The sequence below is a fragment of the Mesorhizobium kowhaii genome, from assembly GCF_003253745.1.
Lineage (GTDB): Bacteria > Pseudomonadota > Alphaproteobacteria > Rhizobiales > Rhizobiaceae > Mesorhizobium > Mesorhizobium kowhaii.
In genome coordinates, this window is record NZ_MZXV01000032.1 from 1 (window position 1) to 17,394 (window position 17,394).

Here is a 17,394-nt window from a genome sequence, read left to right on the forward strand (position 1 = left end):
TCGGTGCGCTTTGCATGTACGCGGTGTTGCCGTTCTTCCTCTCGATGATACTGCTTCGCCGGCGCCTGCTGCGCTGAGATGACTTCCGAGAGCGATGGCGATCCATGATGCAGTACCACGAAAGTTCTCTCGATGGCTGCCTGTGCTTCCTTGCTTGGGGAGGGCGGTATTGCCGTTTTTCCTCTCGGCTGCGCTGTTTCGTCGACGCCTGATGCGTTGACGCTACTCACGACGGGCACGTGAAGGAGGCCCTCAGTGCCGTATCGGAACTGGCCACATCCGAGCTGGAGCCAAGCGTGCTTGGCCTGGAATTGTGCCTGGCACAGCACACTAAAGGGGAGGCGCCACTCAGCCTTTGATGCAGGCACGCTCCGATCTTCGCGACGAAAAAGCTCAGGGGTCCGGTTACATGAGCGCGGATCATCCGCGTCCAGGACATAGCAGGCGAGCTTCTTGTGCCTGGCGCCCCCCTAAACCCTCGCGACCACTATTAGCTGGAAACACATGCAATGACTCACCGCACGCCGACGCCTCAGCCTTTTGTTATTCTTGCTATGCCGAGGACTGGTACACATTATTTGGAGGAATTGCTAAACGAGCATCCGACGGTATTGAGCAACGGTGAGTTGCTCAACGAGTATGATACTAATTGGTTCGGGAAGGATCGCCTGCTACGCACCGATCGCGAGCTCCTCGAACAAGCCTATTTACGCTATCCCGCGCAAGACAAGAATGTGACGCATATTGGGTGCAAGATCAACGAACCCCAATTTCACGATCGTCCAGCTTTTTTTGCGGAACTGACTCGTTGGCCAGCACTCAAGGTCATCCTTGTAACTCGGAACATATTGGAATCGCTGCGATCCTTTGCGCAGGCAAGACAAAGCGGCCAATGGCTGAAGTTCAGTTCAGACAAGGACGCCGCTCGGCCGCCGCGCGTCAGATTGTCAATCGCTGACTGCGAGGCTTACTTCAAAGCCGCGGACGATTTTCACGCTCGCGTCGAGCACTCGTTCACGTCGACCAACCTGCTCGTCGTCGAATACGAGAGCCTTCTTCACGAACCCGCTGCTTGCTTAGGAAAAGTTTGGGATTTCCTGGGCGCTCCAGCGCTAGAGCTATCTGATCGCGCCACCCTTCAGCGCCAGGAAACGCGACCGCTGGACCAAACGGTGCAGAATTTTGATGCGTTGCGGCTCCACTTCGCGGATGGACCTTACGCGCGATTCTTTGACGTCTGACTGGCCTTCGCAGCCAGAAGCGTTCTTCGGTGTCTCCGCCAGCCACACCACGCCGCGGAGACATGATCCAAATGCACCCTCCATGGCCACCATGCTGCGCAAAGCCGCCATCCCTTCCAATTTAGTCGTTAGCGTTCACAGACGGTCCTCGTATCCCAACCCTAGCCCTCGCTTGCCCGTATCTGCAAAGCTCTATTTTTCAGTCCCATAGGGACGAGGTCGAAAGACGTTGCTGGACGAGCATCGCCATGATCCTCGAGACATCATTGCTTTCAGCGGCGACTGCTACTTTGAAGCGCCACTTCGCCGACATTGGTTCAAGCCGCCGTGAGAGTTTTCATGACAGAAGAAGCCGATAGTAACATCGACACCCTCATCGAACTCACCGCCGATGTCATTCTTTTGCTTTTGGCGCATCGGCGATTGTATCTGACCTGCGCCCATGCCGGCACCCGGTCAAATACCGTATGACCGATCTGTTTCATCAGACCCCAGGCAATCCGCTGCCGGAAAACGCAGCCGGCGGCTTCTTCACCACGCGCGACGGCAAGAAGATCCGCTATGGGCTGTTTGCCTCGCGGTTAGCCGTCCGTTGACGGGCACCGTGGTCGTCCTGACCGGCCGCAACGAGTCGATCGAGAAGTATTTCGAGACCATTGGCTTGCCGACCGGGGCTTTGGCGTGGCAACCCTCGACTGGTGCGGCCAGGGCGCTTCCGACCGGCTGATCGGTGACCGACAGCGCGGTTACGTCCGGAGCTTCTTCGACTATACCGGCGATCTGGAGCAGTTCTTCGAAGAGATCGTGCTGCCCGATTGCCGGGGACCCTACTATATACTGGCCCATTCGACCGGGGCGCTGATTGCGCTGCTCGCTGCGCCCTCGATGGCGAACCGCGTGCGCCGCATGGTGCTGATCGCACCGTTCTTCGCCGTGCCCGACCTGTCGGTTTCGATAAAAACCGTTCGCCGCATCTGTTCGCTGTTCTGTCTTCTCGGCCTCGGCCGGCCCTATGCCGCATGGGGTCCGCTACCAAAGGAATCATGCACGGCTCTCTGGCCGTTCTTGAAGCGCGTTCTGCTGAAGCGATTGTGTCAATGGGCTTCTGTGCCGCGGGCGAAGTTCAGAGCGTCGTCATTTGACCACCGACAAAGCCTGATAGAGGTCGTCAATGATATCCTGTGGATGCTCGAGCCCGACGGAGATGCGCAGCAGCCCCGCCGGCGCCAGCGACTTTGGCCCTTCGACCGAGGCCCGATGTTCGATAAGCGTGTGCGTACCGCCCAGACTTGTGGCCCGCGCCACGATTTTAAGGCCGGCGGCAACCAACATGGCTGCTTCAGCGCCCCCATTTACGACAAAAGAAAACATGCCGCCGTACCCGGACATCTGCGCTGCAGCCAGGGCATGGCCCGGGTCGTGGGGCAATCCCGGATAGAGAACACTGTCAACAGCCGGATGCCTGCTGAGCGCTTCGGCCACCTTCTGGGCGCCGTCGCAGTGGGCGCGCATCCGCACCGGAAGGGTTTGGAGCCCGCGCAACGCGAGCCAGCAGTCAAAGGGAGCGGCGACGCTGCCCTTGTGCTTCTGGATCATGCGCAACGGGCGTTCGAACGGCGATGCCTCCGGCACGACAACAATCCCTGCCATCAGATCGGAATGGCCGCCAATGTATTTCGTCGCCGAATGCATCACCGCATCGGCCCCGAGCTCGAACGGGCGCTGGAGGATCGGCGTCGCCCAGGTATTGTCCACCACCGCGGGGGCACCGGCCTCGTGCGCGATTTTGCAAGCCGCCCGGATATCCACGACGCGTATGAGCGGATTGGAGGGGGTCTCGATCCAAACAAGGCCGGTGGGCGCGGCCCCGACGGCTGTGCGCAACGCCCCCAGGTCGCGCATGTCAACGGCGACGAAGTCGAACCGGTGCCCGATGTCGGTCTCCTCGATCAGCGACCGGATGCCGAAATACATGTCGTCCGGCACGACGATGCGATTACCCCTGCTGGGACGCGCCTCGAATACTGCGGTAATCGCGGCCATGCCGGAGGAAAAGGCAACCGCAGCGCAACCCCCTTCGAGCGCCGCCATCGCCGTCTCGAACGCGTGGCGAGTCGGGTTGTCATCCCGGATGTATTCGTAGCCGGAGGGAAAGGATCCGTCCGGACCGCGCTCGAAGGTCGTACTGGGATGCAAAGGGATGGTGACGGCCCCTGTGGAAGGGTCGACATCCCGACCCGCATGTACTGCTTTGGTTTCTATGTGCATCGGAACCTCCTTACGTGGAGTTGAGAAGAAGATTGCAGGGATGACTGGAGCAGCCTGATTTCTCTAGGATGAAGCCCTCCCGCGGCCAAGCTGGTCATCACGCTCCCGCGCCGAACAATAGGAATAAAGTGCGCCCGAATGGCGATGCTCGCCCGCTCGCCCGATTTGCGGTCGAGCATCCTGCTGAAACGTCATGGCCTTGCGGGCGCCAGGCGGGGCCATCCTTCATCAATCCCTCGGCTCGAGAGGCGCGGCTGAATGGTATGCACCGGTTATCATAGTCACCATAAGGGATCGAGAACTCTGCCCGGGAACTTGGTCCGATCAACAGTGCCATTTTTTCATATCTACCCGGTCCAGTGTCCGTGGTTGGCTGCTCACAGTCACACGTGCACGGCCGTTGGCCGTGTCGAGATCTCGTGCGCCTGACCCCCGCACGACCGATCAAACCAAAATGTATGCTGCGGAGCGGTCGCAGTGCGACGCTGACCTCAGTTTCGCCACCCGCGCAATCCATCATGGCTACAATACGGCCAGCTTCTCTAACGCCGTTCAAGCCACCCGTGTTTCTTAACTCCACATACGGCTTCGAGAGCGTGGAGGCGAACGAAGCAGCTGGCGCGCTCGGCGAAAGGCTCTATGCACGCGAATACAATCCAACAACTGAGATCCTTGAAAAACGGCTCGCCAATCTCGAAGGAGCTGAAGCAGGACTGGTCGCCGCCTCGGGGATGGCTGCTTTCGGCACGCTGATCCTATTGCTGCTGTCGCAAGGCGACGAACTCGTCGTTCACAAGACGCTCTATGCCAATACGCTGGCGATGGTCGAACAGGCGGTGCCGCGATTTGGCATCAAGGTTGTTGCGGTCGATCTGTCAAAAGCCAGCAATCTCGAGGACGCCATCACTGACAGGACTCGGCTCGTTTTCTTCGAGACGCCGGTCAACCCGCTGAGCCGCATTCTGGACATCGCGGCCATTGCCGAACGCGCCCATGCGCGCGACGTGAAGGTCGCGGTCGACAGCACCTTCGCCTCGCCCGCGCTCCAGCGGCCGCTGGAACACGGGGCCGACATCGTGATCCACTCGCTGACCAAGTATATCAACGGCCACGGCGATGCTCTCGGCGGGGCGATCCTCGGTGATGCGAAAACACATCCCCGAGGGCACGCCACTGGAAGTGTGGGAGGTGCTCTCGGATGCCGAACTGCTGCCGCTCTGATGGGGTGACGTCTACAAGGAAGTGGTGCCGCTGGACAGGAAGGGCAAGGCGACCGTTGGCTCACGCGCAAGAGCACGGGCTCGCGGCGCCCTGCCCTATGAGCTGAACTTCATCATCGAGGCAGCGGAACTCGAACCCGGCCGGCTGGTGGTGGTCAAAACCCTCGGCGATTTCGACGGGCTGTGGCGGGCGGAATTGTCGCCGTCCGGCACCGGCACCGGCGTGCAATTGACCTGGCAGGTCACGGTGCTGCGGCCAATCCTCAAATTCCTTGCACCGCTGCTGCAGCCGGCCTTCGCCTGGAATCATCGCTGGACGACGCCGCGCGGTGAAGCCGGCCTGCGACGCAATCTTAGGGCGCGGAAAACAGCGCCTCGGCCTGACTTCACCAATTGCGGTTGAGCCATTCGCGCGATGGTCGCTCGATGACGTAGTAGCTGCAGAGCGCGCAAGCGAAGACGCCGGCCAGCATCGGGATCGGCGCGCTGCCTTGCTCGTAGGCGAATTTGTAGAACGGCTGCTGCCACAGATAGAGCGAATACGACCACAGCCCCAGCGTCGCCATCGGCCAGGAAGACAGCAACCCGGTCAGATACCGGGAGCTGAAATCGAGCGCGTTGACGGCCAGCGCCAGCAGCGGCACAGCGAACAGATAGTGGATCGGCGTCGGCACCGGATCGAGGAACAGCACAATCGCGCAGATCGATGCCGCCAGTGCCACGTACTTGCCGCTGAAAATCGCCGGCAGCCTGCCGTCGGCCTTGAGCAGGCAGATCGAAGCCGACAGCAGGATCGAGGCGATATGCACATCGGTGCGCCAGTAAGTGGTTTCATAGTCCATCCCGAACACCCAGTACGAGGCCGCGCCGTTGGCCATCGCAAGCAAGGCCAGCGTCAGCAGCAGCGCGACGACGCGAGAGCGGCTTGAGACGACGACGCTGATCAGCGCCAGGATGATATAGGCGTGCTCCTCGATACAGAGCGACCAGATATGGTCGAGCGCTCCGGCCCGCGTAACGAGAATGCCGGCATAATTGTAAGTGAATGTCAGCGCGGTCAGCGCCGCCTTCCATTTGAAGGCGACGAATGTACCGGAGAGCGCAATCATCGCGACGACCACGAAGACCAGAAGTGCGGGGTAGATGCGGGAGAAGCGGCGCTTGAAGAATTTCTTCAGCGGGTAGCGCTCGATGAACAGGATCTCGCCCATCAGCCGGCCGCTGAGCACGAAGAAAAATTCGACGCCCAGCACGCCGAGATTGATTCCGGGAACGGGAAAGAAGTGGCCGATCAGCACCAGGGCGATCGACAGGCCGCGCCAGCCATCGAGATAGGCCAGTCTTGTTCTGGCCGCTCTGTCGGCGACGGGTCGGGACGGGACGACATGCGCCGCGGAGATGTCGGTCATGCTGATCCTTTCGCATTGGTCACGCGAAAGGGCACAGCGGTATGCATTCCGAACCCGACTCGCATTCCCGCCCGAAAATCATATTGCAGTGCAAGATAAGTTTGTGCAAGTGCGAGATTGCCGCCGGGGCAGTTTCAGGGGCAGTAAGCGGCCGGAACTGCCTCAAGCAAAGGAGGCTAGCTAGGTGGCGTCGCCAAGCGAACAATATTCGGGAACAGAACCAATCCACAGAAATATTTTGTTGGTATTTTCGTTGGATAAGATCGCCGGGGGCGAATAGTCAACTATATGGAAACAAAAGCAGATTTCCTTCACTTGGATTCCGCCTCTGGGCACCATCACCTTCCTAAGCAGAAACAACACCTTATCAAGTTGAAAAGTTTGCCACTTGATCGATTTCATGTCGCGTCATGTTGCAACTGGCTACCATTGATTTCCAAGGGTTTCCTGCGACTATCGGCTGGTCCGTGCGACATGGATGCGACATGGGAGGCGACCATTGGACCCTCGAAGAGTTCATCTCTGAAACACTTGGGCAAATACTGGCCGGTGTTGCTAACGCTCAAACCTCGGATATGGGAACGTGAATGCCGCCTTTCCCGGGACTCTGGGCAGCAACCTGTCCGTGCTTCCCGAGTTCGGTGTGTTCGCGCGCGTCGACTTGACGTCGCCGTAACGGCGGAATCTTCTGTCGGCGGCAAGGGATCAATCGGGGTTTGGGGCTTGGGCGCCGAAGGCGGCAAGGACAGCCGTTCTCAGACGGTCAGCAGAGAGTGTTTGCTGTGCCGTTGCGATTGCCTGATGGCGACCAGTCAAAGCAAATTGCTGCAGATGCCGCTGAAGCAGCAAGGCGCGAGAAGCTTCGTGGGTTGGGGCGTACCTAAGCTTTGGGGGGATTTGGCACGGGGTCTTGTTCGCTTTCCTTTATGGAATGATCTATTGCCCATCGAGGCTGGGAGCGCGTGCGACTGCAAGTACAAGAGAGGGGAAAAAGTCACCGCGCGGACAATAATTTTGCCTTCGAACGCAGCCAACGTGGGCATAACCACCTTGCGGTAGGCATCGAACTTTGCCTGATCGTATAGACTTTCCTGGAAAACGACGAACGCGCGCATGCCTGAACCTCCGGATGGCAACGGGCTGGACGTTGCAATCTCTGATCGATGCGAAGATGGCGCCGGCCGCTATCGGCTCGCCTCCGTGTGCGGGGCAAAGAAGCAGCGGATAGTCAAATGCGGTGGGGACGTGCAGATGTGATACTGGCTGTCTTCGCTCTCTATAACGCGGTTCCTGGGGATGAAATATCGGGTCTTGGACCCCGTGCGGATATTGAAACCGCCGCCCGGCAGCGGCTCGACATATCGAGGGCTGATGACCCGACAATCCTTCTTGTCGTCGCAGCATTCATAGCCGGTGACCGGATCGTGGTAGCCGGTATACCAGCTATGAGCGACGGCAAGCGCGATCAAAAAGAGCTTCATGTTTCAGAAACTTTGCGCCTCCGGACGAATATTAGCAAGCGCTTGACTAACGCTCCTCGCGCTCCAGAATCTTCCGCATGGTGCGGGGAATTGGCATTGGAGACCTGGTGGCGGTCACGGCCACGGTGCGGCGGCGGGTCGATGAAGACACCGTTAGCGTCTCGATTCCGTCCTACGATTTCCCGCACGCGATCCGCGACTCGTCCAAGGTCAAACGTGGCCAGCAGATAGAGTTGACCGGCGAGGTCACGCGCATCGATGACGAGACCGTGACGATCGCCTTGGGACCGCTGGTGACGGTCGCCATCGACAAGGTTCGGTTGGTGGAGAAATACCGGCCGCCGACCCGCAAGAAGCCGCTGCGAGACATGGTCGACTAAGCGAGAACGGCGTATAATTCGCCCAGCCGGCGCACCCCAACCCTGCGCCGGTCAGGCCCGGTGGTCAACCCAAGCCCACCCGCCCTTGGCCGCTGGGCCGCTAGTAGCCTCGCGAAGAAATGGCCGGTGTAGGCGATGAGGGGTTGTAAGCGAGCACCGGCCATCGCGAGAAAACCCCCGCTGGTTGATAAGTCTATATTACATTAGCAATCACGCAATTAAGACTGAAGTCCTTGGTTTGGCGGCCCTAAAGGCCCGCTTCGTCGAACGCCTTCGCCATCGCTTTGGCCTTGCGTTTAGATCGTTACCGGCTTGCGCCCCACCTTTTGCTGCTTCCTTCGTACATATTGATAAATGCCTTTATATTAGCGGAAGCGTATATATTTGCTAGCTGGCGCGCCCGCCTACGCCCACCCCCCCGCGTCGGTCAGGCCCGGCGCTCTGCTGGCCACCCCGCCGGTGCAGAGATGCCGGGCCGCCTAGTCCTGAGCCCTGGGATCTTCGGGTGGCTGGGAACGAGATATTCCGGTCAGGGCGCCCCTCAGGCGCTCTACCCAGCCGTAGAGGCCTGCCGCACATACGGCCATTTGAGTTGCGGCTCGGGCGGTGACTGACTACCTACCCGCCTATGAACAGGCTGAAAATCACGCTTTGGATTGTGCTGGCCGTCCCTATCTTGGCCGGCATTTATCTGTTTGTGGAAGCGGACGCGATTGATTGGTCATCGCGGCTTTGATCGCTACCCAGCCGTAGGCCGCACCGGTCCCGTCCCGTTCCATTGAATGAACGGCGCATCCTTGCCGGTGATGTCTTTGACCGTCTTCAACAGCGCTCATGCGTACGCTGCAGAGCCCGGTAATGCTCGCTGCTAGGCGATAGAAGCGGCTGGACGATGCTCTTATGAAGCCGGTCCGCCTCTACCAGAAAGCGGTCGATTTCAGCCTGTGAAAGCTGTTTGTGAAGTTTGGTTCTAGCCATTTATGGCGATCTCCGTTGAAGGGGTTCGCCGCAACGGGAGGATTATATTCCTGATCTTGATGGCGCCGGCAAGCCGGCTGGCATCGCCGCTTGCCTCGACTAGGCACGGGAGGGGCCATCCTTCTTCCGCCTGACCCGCATTCGCATACGGTGGTCCTCGTCACTAGTCGTGCTCATCCCTAGGGGCGACCTTGTCGGCTTGGGGTGTCCCCCTGCTGAAAAGAGAAGGGCGAAACGATAGATCCTCGAGGGAACAGGTCGGTACATCGCGCGCGAAAGTGCGTCAGCAGTGCGCTGGCCAAGTTCAAGCATGACGTTGTCGTATGTGTCGGAAACTCGACAATTGGGGCAAGACAAGAGGTCGGACCCTTGCGGCCCACTGATGCTGCTAAGGGGCACTCTGCATGAATTGCAGACAATCTTAGGACCGCTTTCGATCATCCACCACGCCCGTGTTTTGAAAGCTAATGTGATCGACCTCTCCGCGAGAACAGCTCAGCAGTGATTTCGTCTCTGTCCCCACTATGCCTAGCGATCAAAGCCAGCGCTTCCTGGCGGCTAATGTTGCCGAGCTTCATGAGGTACGGAACCTCAAACGTTCTCTTGTTGAGGCGCCATTCTGGCACGCGCCGTGTTGGTGATTTTCGCGCTGTTGTTCCATCTTGACGCATCATCTTTGACTCCTCTCCCTGATATGATGATGCCGTCGCAAATTCCGCGCCACGTCCTGCTTCGGAGGGCCACGGCCCCTGGCCTAAACCGCCGGGTGCCGGGTAGCGCTATCTGGTGCGCGTTCTTTGCTGTCCTACACCGCCGAAGCGTCTGGCGCGTTCTGGCGCCCGCCTGTGGCTTTGCTGGAGCCTATGCCGCCGCCCGCTTCTCGATTTCGCTGAGCTTGGCCTTCCGCATCTTGCCACGGTCGGCCGGCTTGAACACGATCGGCGCCGACCTGAGTTGGCGGGCATAGAGCCCTACGGTGATATGGTGTTCGTCTACTATTCCGGCCATCATGTCATCCGCACGATAGAAAGCGAGGACGTCCTTGACCGTGAACAAAGAGCAATTGCTGCGCTATGCGCGACTTGTCCGATTTACCTGGTGGCGAGTAGCGAGGCAGTTGACGCGTTCCCGTCCTATAGGCTGACGAAACCGCTGGCTGAAATATCCAACGCGGGTGCCATTTGGCGACTTGGGAGTCCCCCAACATAGGGCGTGACAAAGGAAGCTAAATCTTCACCTGCCATCAGCGAATTGGAACGGGCCTGGCAGAGCAAAAAAGCCTGGGCGCCGCCAAGCGCCCAGGCTGTTCATCTCGATGATGCGGGTTCAGTTCTTGACGACGCTGGTGGCCGCCTGTTCGATGAGCTTGGCGACGCCTGCGGGGTTGGAGACGTAGACTGCGTGGCTGCCGGGCACTTCCACAACCGTCGCCTGGGCGCGGGTCGCCATATGGCGCTGCGCCGGCGGTGGGATCATCTTGTCGTCGGTGGCGACAAGATACCACGAGGGCTTCACCTTCCAGGCGGGAGCGGTGACCTTGCCTTCGAGCGCCGCCACACCCCACGGCACCTGCGAGTCCGCCATGAAGGAGGCGAGCGAGGGACGGACATCGGCGGCGAACGAGGCGGCGAATTTCTCCTTGTCGAGCATCAGGAAGCCGTCGACGGGCGGCAGGATCGGCGGCACCGACGCTCCGGGCGGCGGGTTGGCGATCAGGGTGGAGACAGATTCGCCGGCATCCGGCGCGAAGGCCGCGATATAGACGACACCCGCCACCTTGGGATCGGTGCCGGCCTCGGACACCACGACGCCGCCATAGGAGTGGCCGACCAGGATGACGTTGCCGGGAGCGGCGGCGATGGCGCGTTTGGTGACGGCGACATCGTCGGCAAGCGAGGTCGTCGGGTTCTGGACGATGGTCACGTCATAGCCGTCCTTCTTGAGGATCTGGTAGACCCCGTCCCAGCCGGAGCCATCGACGAAGCCGCCATGCACGAGGACGACGGACTTTGTTGCAGTGTTCGACATTTGGGTTCTCCTGTTCAAATCGTTGGTTGAGCGTTTGTTGCAGGAGGACTATGCGGCAGGGCTGAGGGGCGCGCTTTCAGGCGGCTTTCAGGTTCCCTTGATTTTACCTTGAGATCGCTTTGATTTTGCGTCCACGACGCGGCTACAGTGTCGTGTCCTCTTCGCCGCACGATCTGGAGCAAGCAGTTTGCCGTATCTTTTTGAGAATTTTGCTCTGGATGGCGATCGGCGGGAACTGCGTCGCGGCAACGACCTGATCTCCGTCGAGCCGCAGGTGTTCGACCTCTTGCAATATCTGATCCGCAATCGCGAGCGGGTGGTGAGCAAGGACGATCTGGTCGATGCGGTCTGGCAGGGGCGCATCGTTTCCGACGCCACGCTCGCCAGCCGCATCAACGCCGCCCGCAATGCACTCCGGGACAGTGGCGAGGAGCAGCGGCTCATCCGCACCATCCTGCGCAGGGGCCTTCGCTTCGTCGGCACTGTGCGCGAGGAGGCCGAGGTGACGGCACCGGTGGAAAAACCGAAGCCTGGCCTGGGCATTCCCGCCCGTCCCTCCATCGCCGTGCTGCCCTTCGTGAATTTGAGCGGCGATCCGGAGCAGGATTATTTCGCCGACGGCATGGTCGAGGACATCATCACCGGTCTGTCGCGCATCCGTTGGCTGTTCGTCATCGCGCGCAATTCCAGCTTCACCTACAAGGGCCGCGCGGTGGACGTGAAGCAGGTCGGCCACGAACTCGGCGTGCGCTACGTGCTGGAAGGCAGCGTGCGCAAGGTGGGAACCCGCGTCCGCATTACCGGCCAGCTCATCGACGCGGAGGACGGCAGCCACCTGTGGGCCGAACGCTACGACCGCGAGCTGACCGACGTGTTCGCACTACAGGACGAGATCACCGTCAGCGTGGTCGCGGCAATAGAGCCCAATCTGCGCCGGGCCGAGATCGAACGCGTCCGACGCGATCGTCCCAACAGTCTGGACGCCTACGATCTGCTGCTGCGCGCGCTGCCCGATGTCTACACTTTCATGCCACAGGGCGCCGCCAAGGGTCTGCCGCTGCTCGACCAGGCTCTGGCCATCGAGCCGACCTATGCGCTTGCCCGCGGCTTTGCCGCCTGGGCGCACCAGACGCTGTTTGTGCGCGGTGGCCTGCAGCCGGAGAACCGCGAGAAGTCGATCCGCCATGCCCATGCGGCGATCGAGCATGGCTCGGGCGACGCGATGGCGCTCGCCCTTGCCGGGTTCACCATCGGCCTGGTCGAGCATGACCGCAGGCTGGCCGACGAGGCATTTGCTCAGGCTCTGGCGCTCAGTGCATCCTGCGCCTTCGTCTATGTCTTCGGCTGCGTGCCGGTGGCCTATGGCGGCGACGCGGCGCGGGCAATCGACTGGTGCGAGCAGGCGATGCGGCTCAGCCCCCTCGACGCCATGAGCTGTGTGCCGCAAGGCATCATCGGCTTCGGCAACTTCCTGTCCGGCCGGCACGAGCAGGCCGTCATGGCCGGCCGGCGGGCGGTGGAACTGAATCCCGGGTTCAGCATCCTGCACGGATGGCTGGCGGCGCCGCTCGCCAGGCTCGGGCGGCTCGACGAGGCAAAAGCGGCGGCCACGCGGCTCTTGTCGCTCGACCCGCATTTCACCATCGGCCGCTGGTCCGCCGCCGTGGGACTTGCACCCGATATCATCGATGACGTCACCGACGCCATGCGGATGGCCGGCTTACCGGAATAGCTGATAAGGGCGCATGCCAACTGGCGGGGCGAACGCTCCCTGCGCAAGCAGCTGGCCCCATGAGACCGCGGGCCGTTCGTTCACCCGGCGAAACAACTTTGCGCTCATTGGGCTGCCTGCGGATTTGATTTGCTTGGTGATCCCCCAACCTTAGGGCAAACTGCCTACCGGGGCGCTAGGAGGAGAAATGAGAGCACGCGCAGCAACGCTCGGGGATCTCGAGGATGTCTTTCGCGGTCTGTCCAAGCGAATGTCGGACGAATACGTCGCCGCGGGCAAGGACAGCAAGAGCGCGTACGACAATCTGATGATGAACTTGAAAGAAGGCCGTGCGCATGCGCTTGTCGAAGGCGACAAGACCGTGGCGATCATCGCCTGGCATGAAAATAGCGACGCTGCCGATACGCTGTTTGCCGCGCAGGAGGACTTCTTCCGTGCCACGACCGTCCGCTTCTGCAAGCGGCATATCAGGCACATCCAGGCGCTCGCCGGCAACCTCCCCATCCACTCGCGCAGCTGGCTTCAGGGGCCGGATGTCGCAAGATGGTTTGGAGTCATCGGCTATGTCCAGCGCGGCCAGGAGAACGGTGCCACCCTGTTCGAGCTGCCGCCTGCATAAGAAATCTCGGAATGCTACAGGCGCCACTACTCAGGGGGCGGGTGGCTAGGTGGCGTCCGCCCTCCGCACCGCAAACGCCGCCTGCACCGCGCGATTGACAGTGACCGGCAGGATCGACATGTGGTTCTCGCCGGCATGCAGCTCGAAGCTCGCGCGCACGCCCGGGACGGCGTGGAGACGCTCCGCCATTGCCCGCGCGAATTCGTCGGTGCGTGTCACCTTCTTCTGCTGCAGCCGCTTTTCTTCGTCCTCGGCACCAATCTGGAACGGCGCCAGCTTCTCGGTCTCGTACTCGCCAGCCGACAGGATCACGTCAACCGTCAGTTCGGGATTGGCCGCCTCGAAGGCTTCGAGAAAGCCATCGAGGGCGCGGTCCTCCCAATAGATGGCAGGGCTGGCTGCGATCCAGGTCCGGAACGAGAGCGGGCGGGTGAAAAGGGCATAGAGAGCGAACAGGCCACCGAAGGAATGGCCATACAGCGCCTGGCGACTTTCATCGATCCTGGCGCGACTCGCCACCCAGGGCTTCAGCTCATCCTCGATGAAGGCAAGGAATTCCCCTGCCCCGCCCGTCCTGACATCAGGGGTGCCATCAAAGAAGGGCCGATAGGTCTTGCCCGGCGGCGGGCCGAGATCCCATGAGCGCCGCAGCGGATCATAGGCCCCCTCGACGGGATAGCCGATGGCAACGATGACGCCTTCGCAGACATTGGTGCCGGCGAGATAGCTCGCCTGCGCGCGCGCCGCGTCGACGGCCGTGCCGATGACGGCATTGCCGTCGGTCATGTATAGGATCGGCCAGCCGGCTTGCGGCGCCGGCTTTGCCGGCACGTGCAGGAAAATCCGCCAGGGGGCACCGCCATGCGCCGGCATGAAATCACGGACCGTGGTGTCGGCCATAAAGGCTGGCGTCGCCATCGACTTGGACATGGATATCTCCACAGGGACAAAAAGTCAGCGGCGGCGCAGCAGCCACATCAGCACCGGGCCGCCGATCAGCGTGGCAACGAGACCGGCCGGGATCTGGCGCGGGAAGATGGCGATGCGGCCGATCCAGTCGGCGGCGACCATGATCAGCGCGCCGGCGAGCACCGCGCCGGCGGCTTGCGGCAGCGCGCGGGAAAGGCCAAGGCGGCGGGCAAGATGCGGCGCCATCAGGCCGATGAAGGTCAGCGGACCGACGATCAACGTCGAGGCGGCGGTGAGCGCGGCGACCATCAGCAGCACGAGAAGCCGCGTCCTCTTCACGTTGACGCCGAGGCCTTGAACGGCAGCGGAGCCGAGCGGCAGGATGTCGAGCCAGCGCATGAAGAGGGGCGCAAACGCGAAGAGGCAGACGGCGATACCGCCCGTCATCAAGGCAGCGCCCACATCGACGCCATAGGTCGAGCCGGTGAGCCAGTTGAGCAGCAGCATGGCGCGCGGATCGCCGGTGGCGGTGAGCACCAGGATCAGCGCGTCGAACAAAGCCGTCAAAGCCACCCCGGCAAGCAGCAACCGTTCGGGCGCATAGGCAGCACGGCGGCCGATCGCCAGCGTCACCAGAAGAGCAGCGAAGGCGCCGATGGTTGCCGCCGCGGTCTGCAGCGGACGGCCTGCATCGGAGATGGAGAACAACGCCACCATCATGCCGAGCGCGGCACCGGCGCTGATGCCCAGCACTTCGGGGCTGGCCATCGGATTGCCGGTCAGCCGCTGCATCATCAGCCCGGCAAGCGCCAGCATCGCGCCGGCACTCAGCGCGGCAAGCACGCGCGGCCACCGCCACGACAGCAGCGGCTGTAGCTCATCGGCGAGAGCGAAGGTCCAGCCATGCGGTCCCGGCCCATAGAGCAAGGCCAGGCCCAGCAACAAAGGCAGAGCCAGGCCGAATGCTGCGAGCACAAGGCCGGGCCGGCCTGCGCGTGGCAGACGCTCGGCCGTCAAGGCCGGGGCTTCAGAACCAAGGGCAAGGCGGGGCAATAGCCAAAGCAGCAGCGGCGCGCCGAGGAGCGCGGTGATGGCTCCGGTCGGCAGCAGATCGCCTTGCGGTCCGGTGGCGATCTGCACGCCCTGATCGGCGGCCCACAGCAATGCGCCACCGAGGAGCGGCGCCAGCACCAGTTGCTGGCCCAGCCGGCGTGCGCCGCCGATGCGCGCCAGGGTCGCGGCGGCCAGGCCGACAAAGCCGATGACGCCGACAGCGGCAACGACGAAAGCGATCAACGCGACGGCCGCCGCCAGCCCGGCGAAGCGATAGGCGCCGAGCGGCACGCCAAGACTGCGCGCGCCTTCATCGTCGAGGCCAAGCAAGGTCAGCGGCCGCACCATGAGGAAGATCGCCAGCGCAGCAGTGCCGATGCGCGGCAACAGCCACAGCGTCGTCGACCAGTCCTGCTGGCCGAGTGAGCCCGCACCCCAGATGAACAGGCTGGCCAGCCATTCATGCCGAAGCACGATAAGCGCCGCGCCGATGGCGCCGGCATAGAGGCTGACGACCAACCCCGCCAGTACGACCGAAAGCGGCGACAGGCCCTTGTGCCAGGACAGAGCAAAGACGGCGGCAAGGGCGAGGAAAGCGCCGGCTAGCGCTACCCATTCGCGGCCGAAGGCGAGCAAGGAAGGCGAAAGAAGCGTCGCCAGCGCCAGCGCCAGATAGGCGCCGGCCGAGACGCCGACCGTTTCGGGCGAGGCAAGCGGATTGCGCAGAACCTGTTGCAGGACGGTTCCGGCAAGTCCGAGTGCCGCGCCGCACAGAAGGCTGACCGCAAGCCTGGGCAGGAAGGCGTAGTGGACGAGCACCTGCCGCATGTCCTCGATGTCGGGGGCAGTCAGCGATTGGAGCCAGAGCGCCGCCGGCAATTGCACATTGAGATTGGAGACGGTCGCCGCCACTGCAGCGGCGGTGAGCAACGAGAAGAGCAGGATCGCTCCAACCGGTTGATTGACGAATAAGCCACGCGGCAAGACCCAGGCGGCAAGCTTGCGTTCTGATGCCATGATCGCCCCGTCCTCAGCCATTGGCGGCTTCCTCGATCATCGCCTTGGCCAGGACGCGTGCGAAGCGTGTCGCGGACGGAAGCGCGCCGAACATCAGCACGGCGGGAAGACGCATGATCGAGCGGTTGCGCACGAAAGGCATGGCGTTCCAGACCGGGCTTTCGGTCAGCGTGCCGCCGGCGCCGTCGGGCAAAGGCTCCAGATAGGCGAGGCGTGCGTCGCTGGATGTCGTCAGGCCGTCGATGCCGACGGTCGAAAACCCCCAATAGTTGGTCTCGCCGGTCCAGGCGTTGCTCAGCCCGATGCGGTCGAACACCTCCTGGAACAGACTTTTCTTGCCGTAGACGCGCACATTGCGCGGGTCCATGAAGCTGACGACATAGATCGGCCGCGCCGAAAGCGGCGCCAGCTGCTGGCGAACTTCCGAAAAATACGCATCCGTCGCCGCGATCAGCGCTTCGCCTTCGCTTTCCTTGCCGACAAGCCTGGCGAGCTGGCGCGTCGCCTCGACGGCGCGCCGATAGGGCTGCCCGGCTTCGGTATAGAGCCCGATCGTCGTCACCGGCGCCACGCGTTCGAGCAGCGGCTTGATACCGTCGAGATACGGCATGGCCAGGATGATGTCGGGCCTGAGCTGCCGCAGCAGTTCGAGATTGGGCTCGAGCAGCGTGCCGACATCGGCGATGTCAGGCGGCAGCGGCGGCTCGACCACCCAGGTCTCCCAGACGTCACGACCGGCAATGGCGACCGGGCTGACACCGAGCGTGAGCAAGGTCTCGGCCAGCCCGTCATCCAGGCAGACGATGCGCAGCGGCCTGGCCGCGGCAGATGGCGATGCAATTGCGGTGAAGGACAGAACGAAAAGCCCCAGCGCGCCGCGCCGGGTGATCCGGCTGCGGAGACGGTCAGCCCTGTGAGATTCGAGGGCCGCCATCATCGCACAGTGCCTGTGCGGGAAGCCGTCTGGGCGTGGATGTCAGGCACGGTCTTTCTCCAGAACAACACAATTCCAAAAATCTGGCTGTCGGCAGCCGATGGCCGGTTGACTATGAAACATGA

15 protein-coding genes and 2 pseudogenes are annotated in these 17,394 nt (G+C 62.0%); 8 read left to right on the plus strand and 9 right to left on the minus strand.

Going from position 1 to position 17,394, the window contains the following annotated elements:
- Nucleotides 1-230 (minus strand): hypothetical protein (locus tag B5V02_RS41105; protein WP_208647075.1); only part of this gene is annotated, 230 nt, incomplete at its 3' end.
- Nucleotides 231-509: 279 nt separating this feature from the next.
- On the opposite strand from B5V02_RS41105, the gene B5V02_RS12905 reads away from it, so the two are divergent.
- The 3 genes and pseudogenes from B5V02_RS12905 to B5V02_RS12910 form a co-directional block, all read left to right on the plus strand.
- Nucleotides 510-1,241, plus strand: coding sequence for a sulfotransferase domain-containing protein (locus tag B5V02_RS12905; protein ID WP_111544572.1), 732 nt, complete (start codon nucleotides 510-512; stop codon nucleotides 1,239-1,241).
- Nucleotides 1,242-1,580: 339 nt separating this feature from the next.
- Nucleotides 1,581-1,712: a hypothetical protein gene (locus B5V02_RS42235; protein ID WP_281004935.1), complete on the plus strand. Its 132-nt coding sequence runs from the start codon at nucleotides 1,581-1,583 to the stop codon at nucleotides 1,710-1,712.
- Nucleotides 1,709-2,345: pseudogene (locus tag B5V02_RS12910) on the plus strand (alpha/beta hydrolase); the annotation flags it as partial. The gene B5V02_RS42235 and the pseudogene B5V02_RS12910, both read left to right, overlap by 4 nt.
- 30 nt (nucleotides 2,346-2,375) lie before the next feature.
- Here B5V02_RS12910 and B5V02_RS12915 read toward each other — a convergent pair.
- Entirely contained in the window at nucleotides 2,376-3,509 is a 1,134-nt protein-coding gene (locus B5V02_RS12915) for a trans-sulfuration enzyme family protein (RefSeq protein ID WP_111544573.1), read from the minus strand.
- Nucleotides 3,510-3,963: 454 nt separating this feature from the next.
- Here B5V02_RS12915 and B5V02_RS12920 point away from each other — a divergent pair.
- Together B5V02_RS12920 and B5V02_RS12925 are read left to right on the plus strand one after the other, a co-directional pair.
- Nucleotides 3,964-4,687: pseudogene (locus B5V02_RS12920) on the plus strand (trans-sulfuration enzyme family protein); the annotation flags it as partial.
- Between the two features lie 67 nt (nucleotides 4,688-4,754).
- A complete protein-coding gene (locus B5V02_RS12925; protein WP_245445900.1) occupies nucleotides 4,755-5,132 on the plus strand; it encodes an SRPBCC family protein in 378 nt (125 codons plus the stop codon).
- Here B5V02_RS12925 and B5V02_RS12930 read toward each other — a convergent pair.
- Both B5V02_RS12930 and B5V02_RS12945 read right to left on the minus strand, forming a co-directional pair.
- Entirely contained in the window at nucleotides 5,116-6,138 is a 1,023-nt protein-coding gene (locus B5V02_RS12930; protein ID WP_111544574.1) for an acyltransferase family protein, read from the minus strand. The genes B5V02_RS12925 and B5V02_RS12930 overlap by 17 nt on opposite strands.
- A gap of 1,184 nt (nucleotides 6,139-7,322) precedes the next feature.
- Complete coding sequence (locus B5V02_RS12945; RefSeq protein ID WP_111544577.1) at nucleotides 7,323-7,619, minus strand: hypothetical protein; 297 nt, start codon at nucleotides 7,617-7,619, stop codon at nucleotides 7,323-7,325.
- Between the two features lie 107 nt (nucleotides 7,620-7,726).
- Here B5V02_RS12945 and B5V02_RS12950 point away from each other — a divergent pair, with 107 nt between their 5' ends.
- Nucleotides 7,727-7,999 carry a hypothetical protein gene (locus B5V02_RS12950; RefSeq protein ID WP_342633857.1) on the plus strand — a complete coding sequence of 91 codons (273 nt, stop codon included), beginning with the start codon at nucleotides 7,727-7,729 and terminating at the stop codon, nucleotides 7,997-7,999.
- Nucleotides 8,000-9,838: 1,839 nt separating this feature from the next.
- Here B5V02_RS12950 and B5V02_RS40580 read toward each other — a convergent pair.
- Nucleotides 9,839-9,985, minus strand: a complete 147-nt coding sequence (locus B5V02_RS40580; RefSeq protein WP_167458482.1) for a hypothetical protein — start codon at nucleotides 9,983-9,985, stop codon at nucleotides 9,839-9,841.
- A gap of 318 nt (nucleotides 9,986-10,303) precedes the next feature.
- On the minus strand, nucleotides 10,304-11,005 hold the full coding sequence (locus tag B5V02_RS12965) for an alpha/beta hydrolase (protein WP_111544580.1): 702 nt from the start codon (nucleotides 11,003-11,005) through the stop codon (nucleotides 10,304-10,306).
- Nucleotides 11,006-11,192: 187 nt separating this feature from the next.
- On the opposite strand from B5V02_RS12965, the gene B5V02_RS12970 reads away from it, so the two are divergent.
- Both B5V02_RS12970 and B5V02_RS12975 read left to right on the plus strand, forming a co-directional pair.
- Entirely contained in the window at nucleotides 11,193-12,737 is a 1,545-nt protein-coding gene (locus B5V02_RS12970) for a winged helix-turn-helix domain-containing protein (RefSeq protein WP_111544581.1), read from the plus strand.
- A 187-nt stretch (nucleotides 12,738-12,924) separates the two neighbouring features.
- A complete protein-coding gene (locus B5V02_RS12975; RefSeq protein WP_111544582.1) occupies nucleotides 12,925-13,356 on the plus strand; it encodes a hypothetical protein in 432 nt (143 codons plus the stop codon).
- A 45-nt stretch (nucleotides 13,357-13,401) separates the two neighbouring features.
- Here B5V02_RS12975 and B5V02_RS12980 read toward each other — a convergent pair whose 3' ends face one another.
- Genes B5V02_RS12980 through B5V02_RS12990 form a run of 3 tightly spaced genes read right to left on the minus strand, consistent with a single transcriptional unit; the run spans nucleotide 13,402 to nucleotide 17,272 of the window.
- Complete coding sequence (locus B5V02_RS12980; RefSeq protein ID WP_111544583.1) at nucleotides 13,402-14,286, minus strand: alpha/beta hydrolase; 885 nt, start codon at nucleotides 14,284-14,286, stop codon at nucleotides 13,402-13,404.
- A 24-nt stretch (nucleotides 14,287-14,310) separates the two neighbouring features.
- The gene (fhuB, locus tag B5V02_RS12985) at nucleotides 14,311-16,356 is read right to left on the minus strand and encodes a Fe(3+)-hydroxamate ABC transporter permease FhuB (protein WP_111544584.1); all 2,046 of its coding nucleotides are present in this window, start codon (nucleotides 16,354-16,356) and stop codon (nucleotides 14,311-14,313) included.
- Nucleotides 16,349-17,272: an ABC transporter substrate-binding protein gene (locus tag B5V02_RS12990; protein WP_425374391.1), complete on the minus strand. Its 924-nt coding sequence runs from the start codon at nucleotides 17,270-17,272 to the stop codon at nucleotides 16,349-16,351. Before B5V02_RS12990 ends, fhuB begins: the two co-directional genes overlap by 8 nt.
- Between the last annotated feature and the right edge of the window lie 122 nt (nucleotides 17,273-17,394).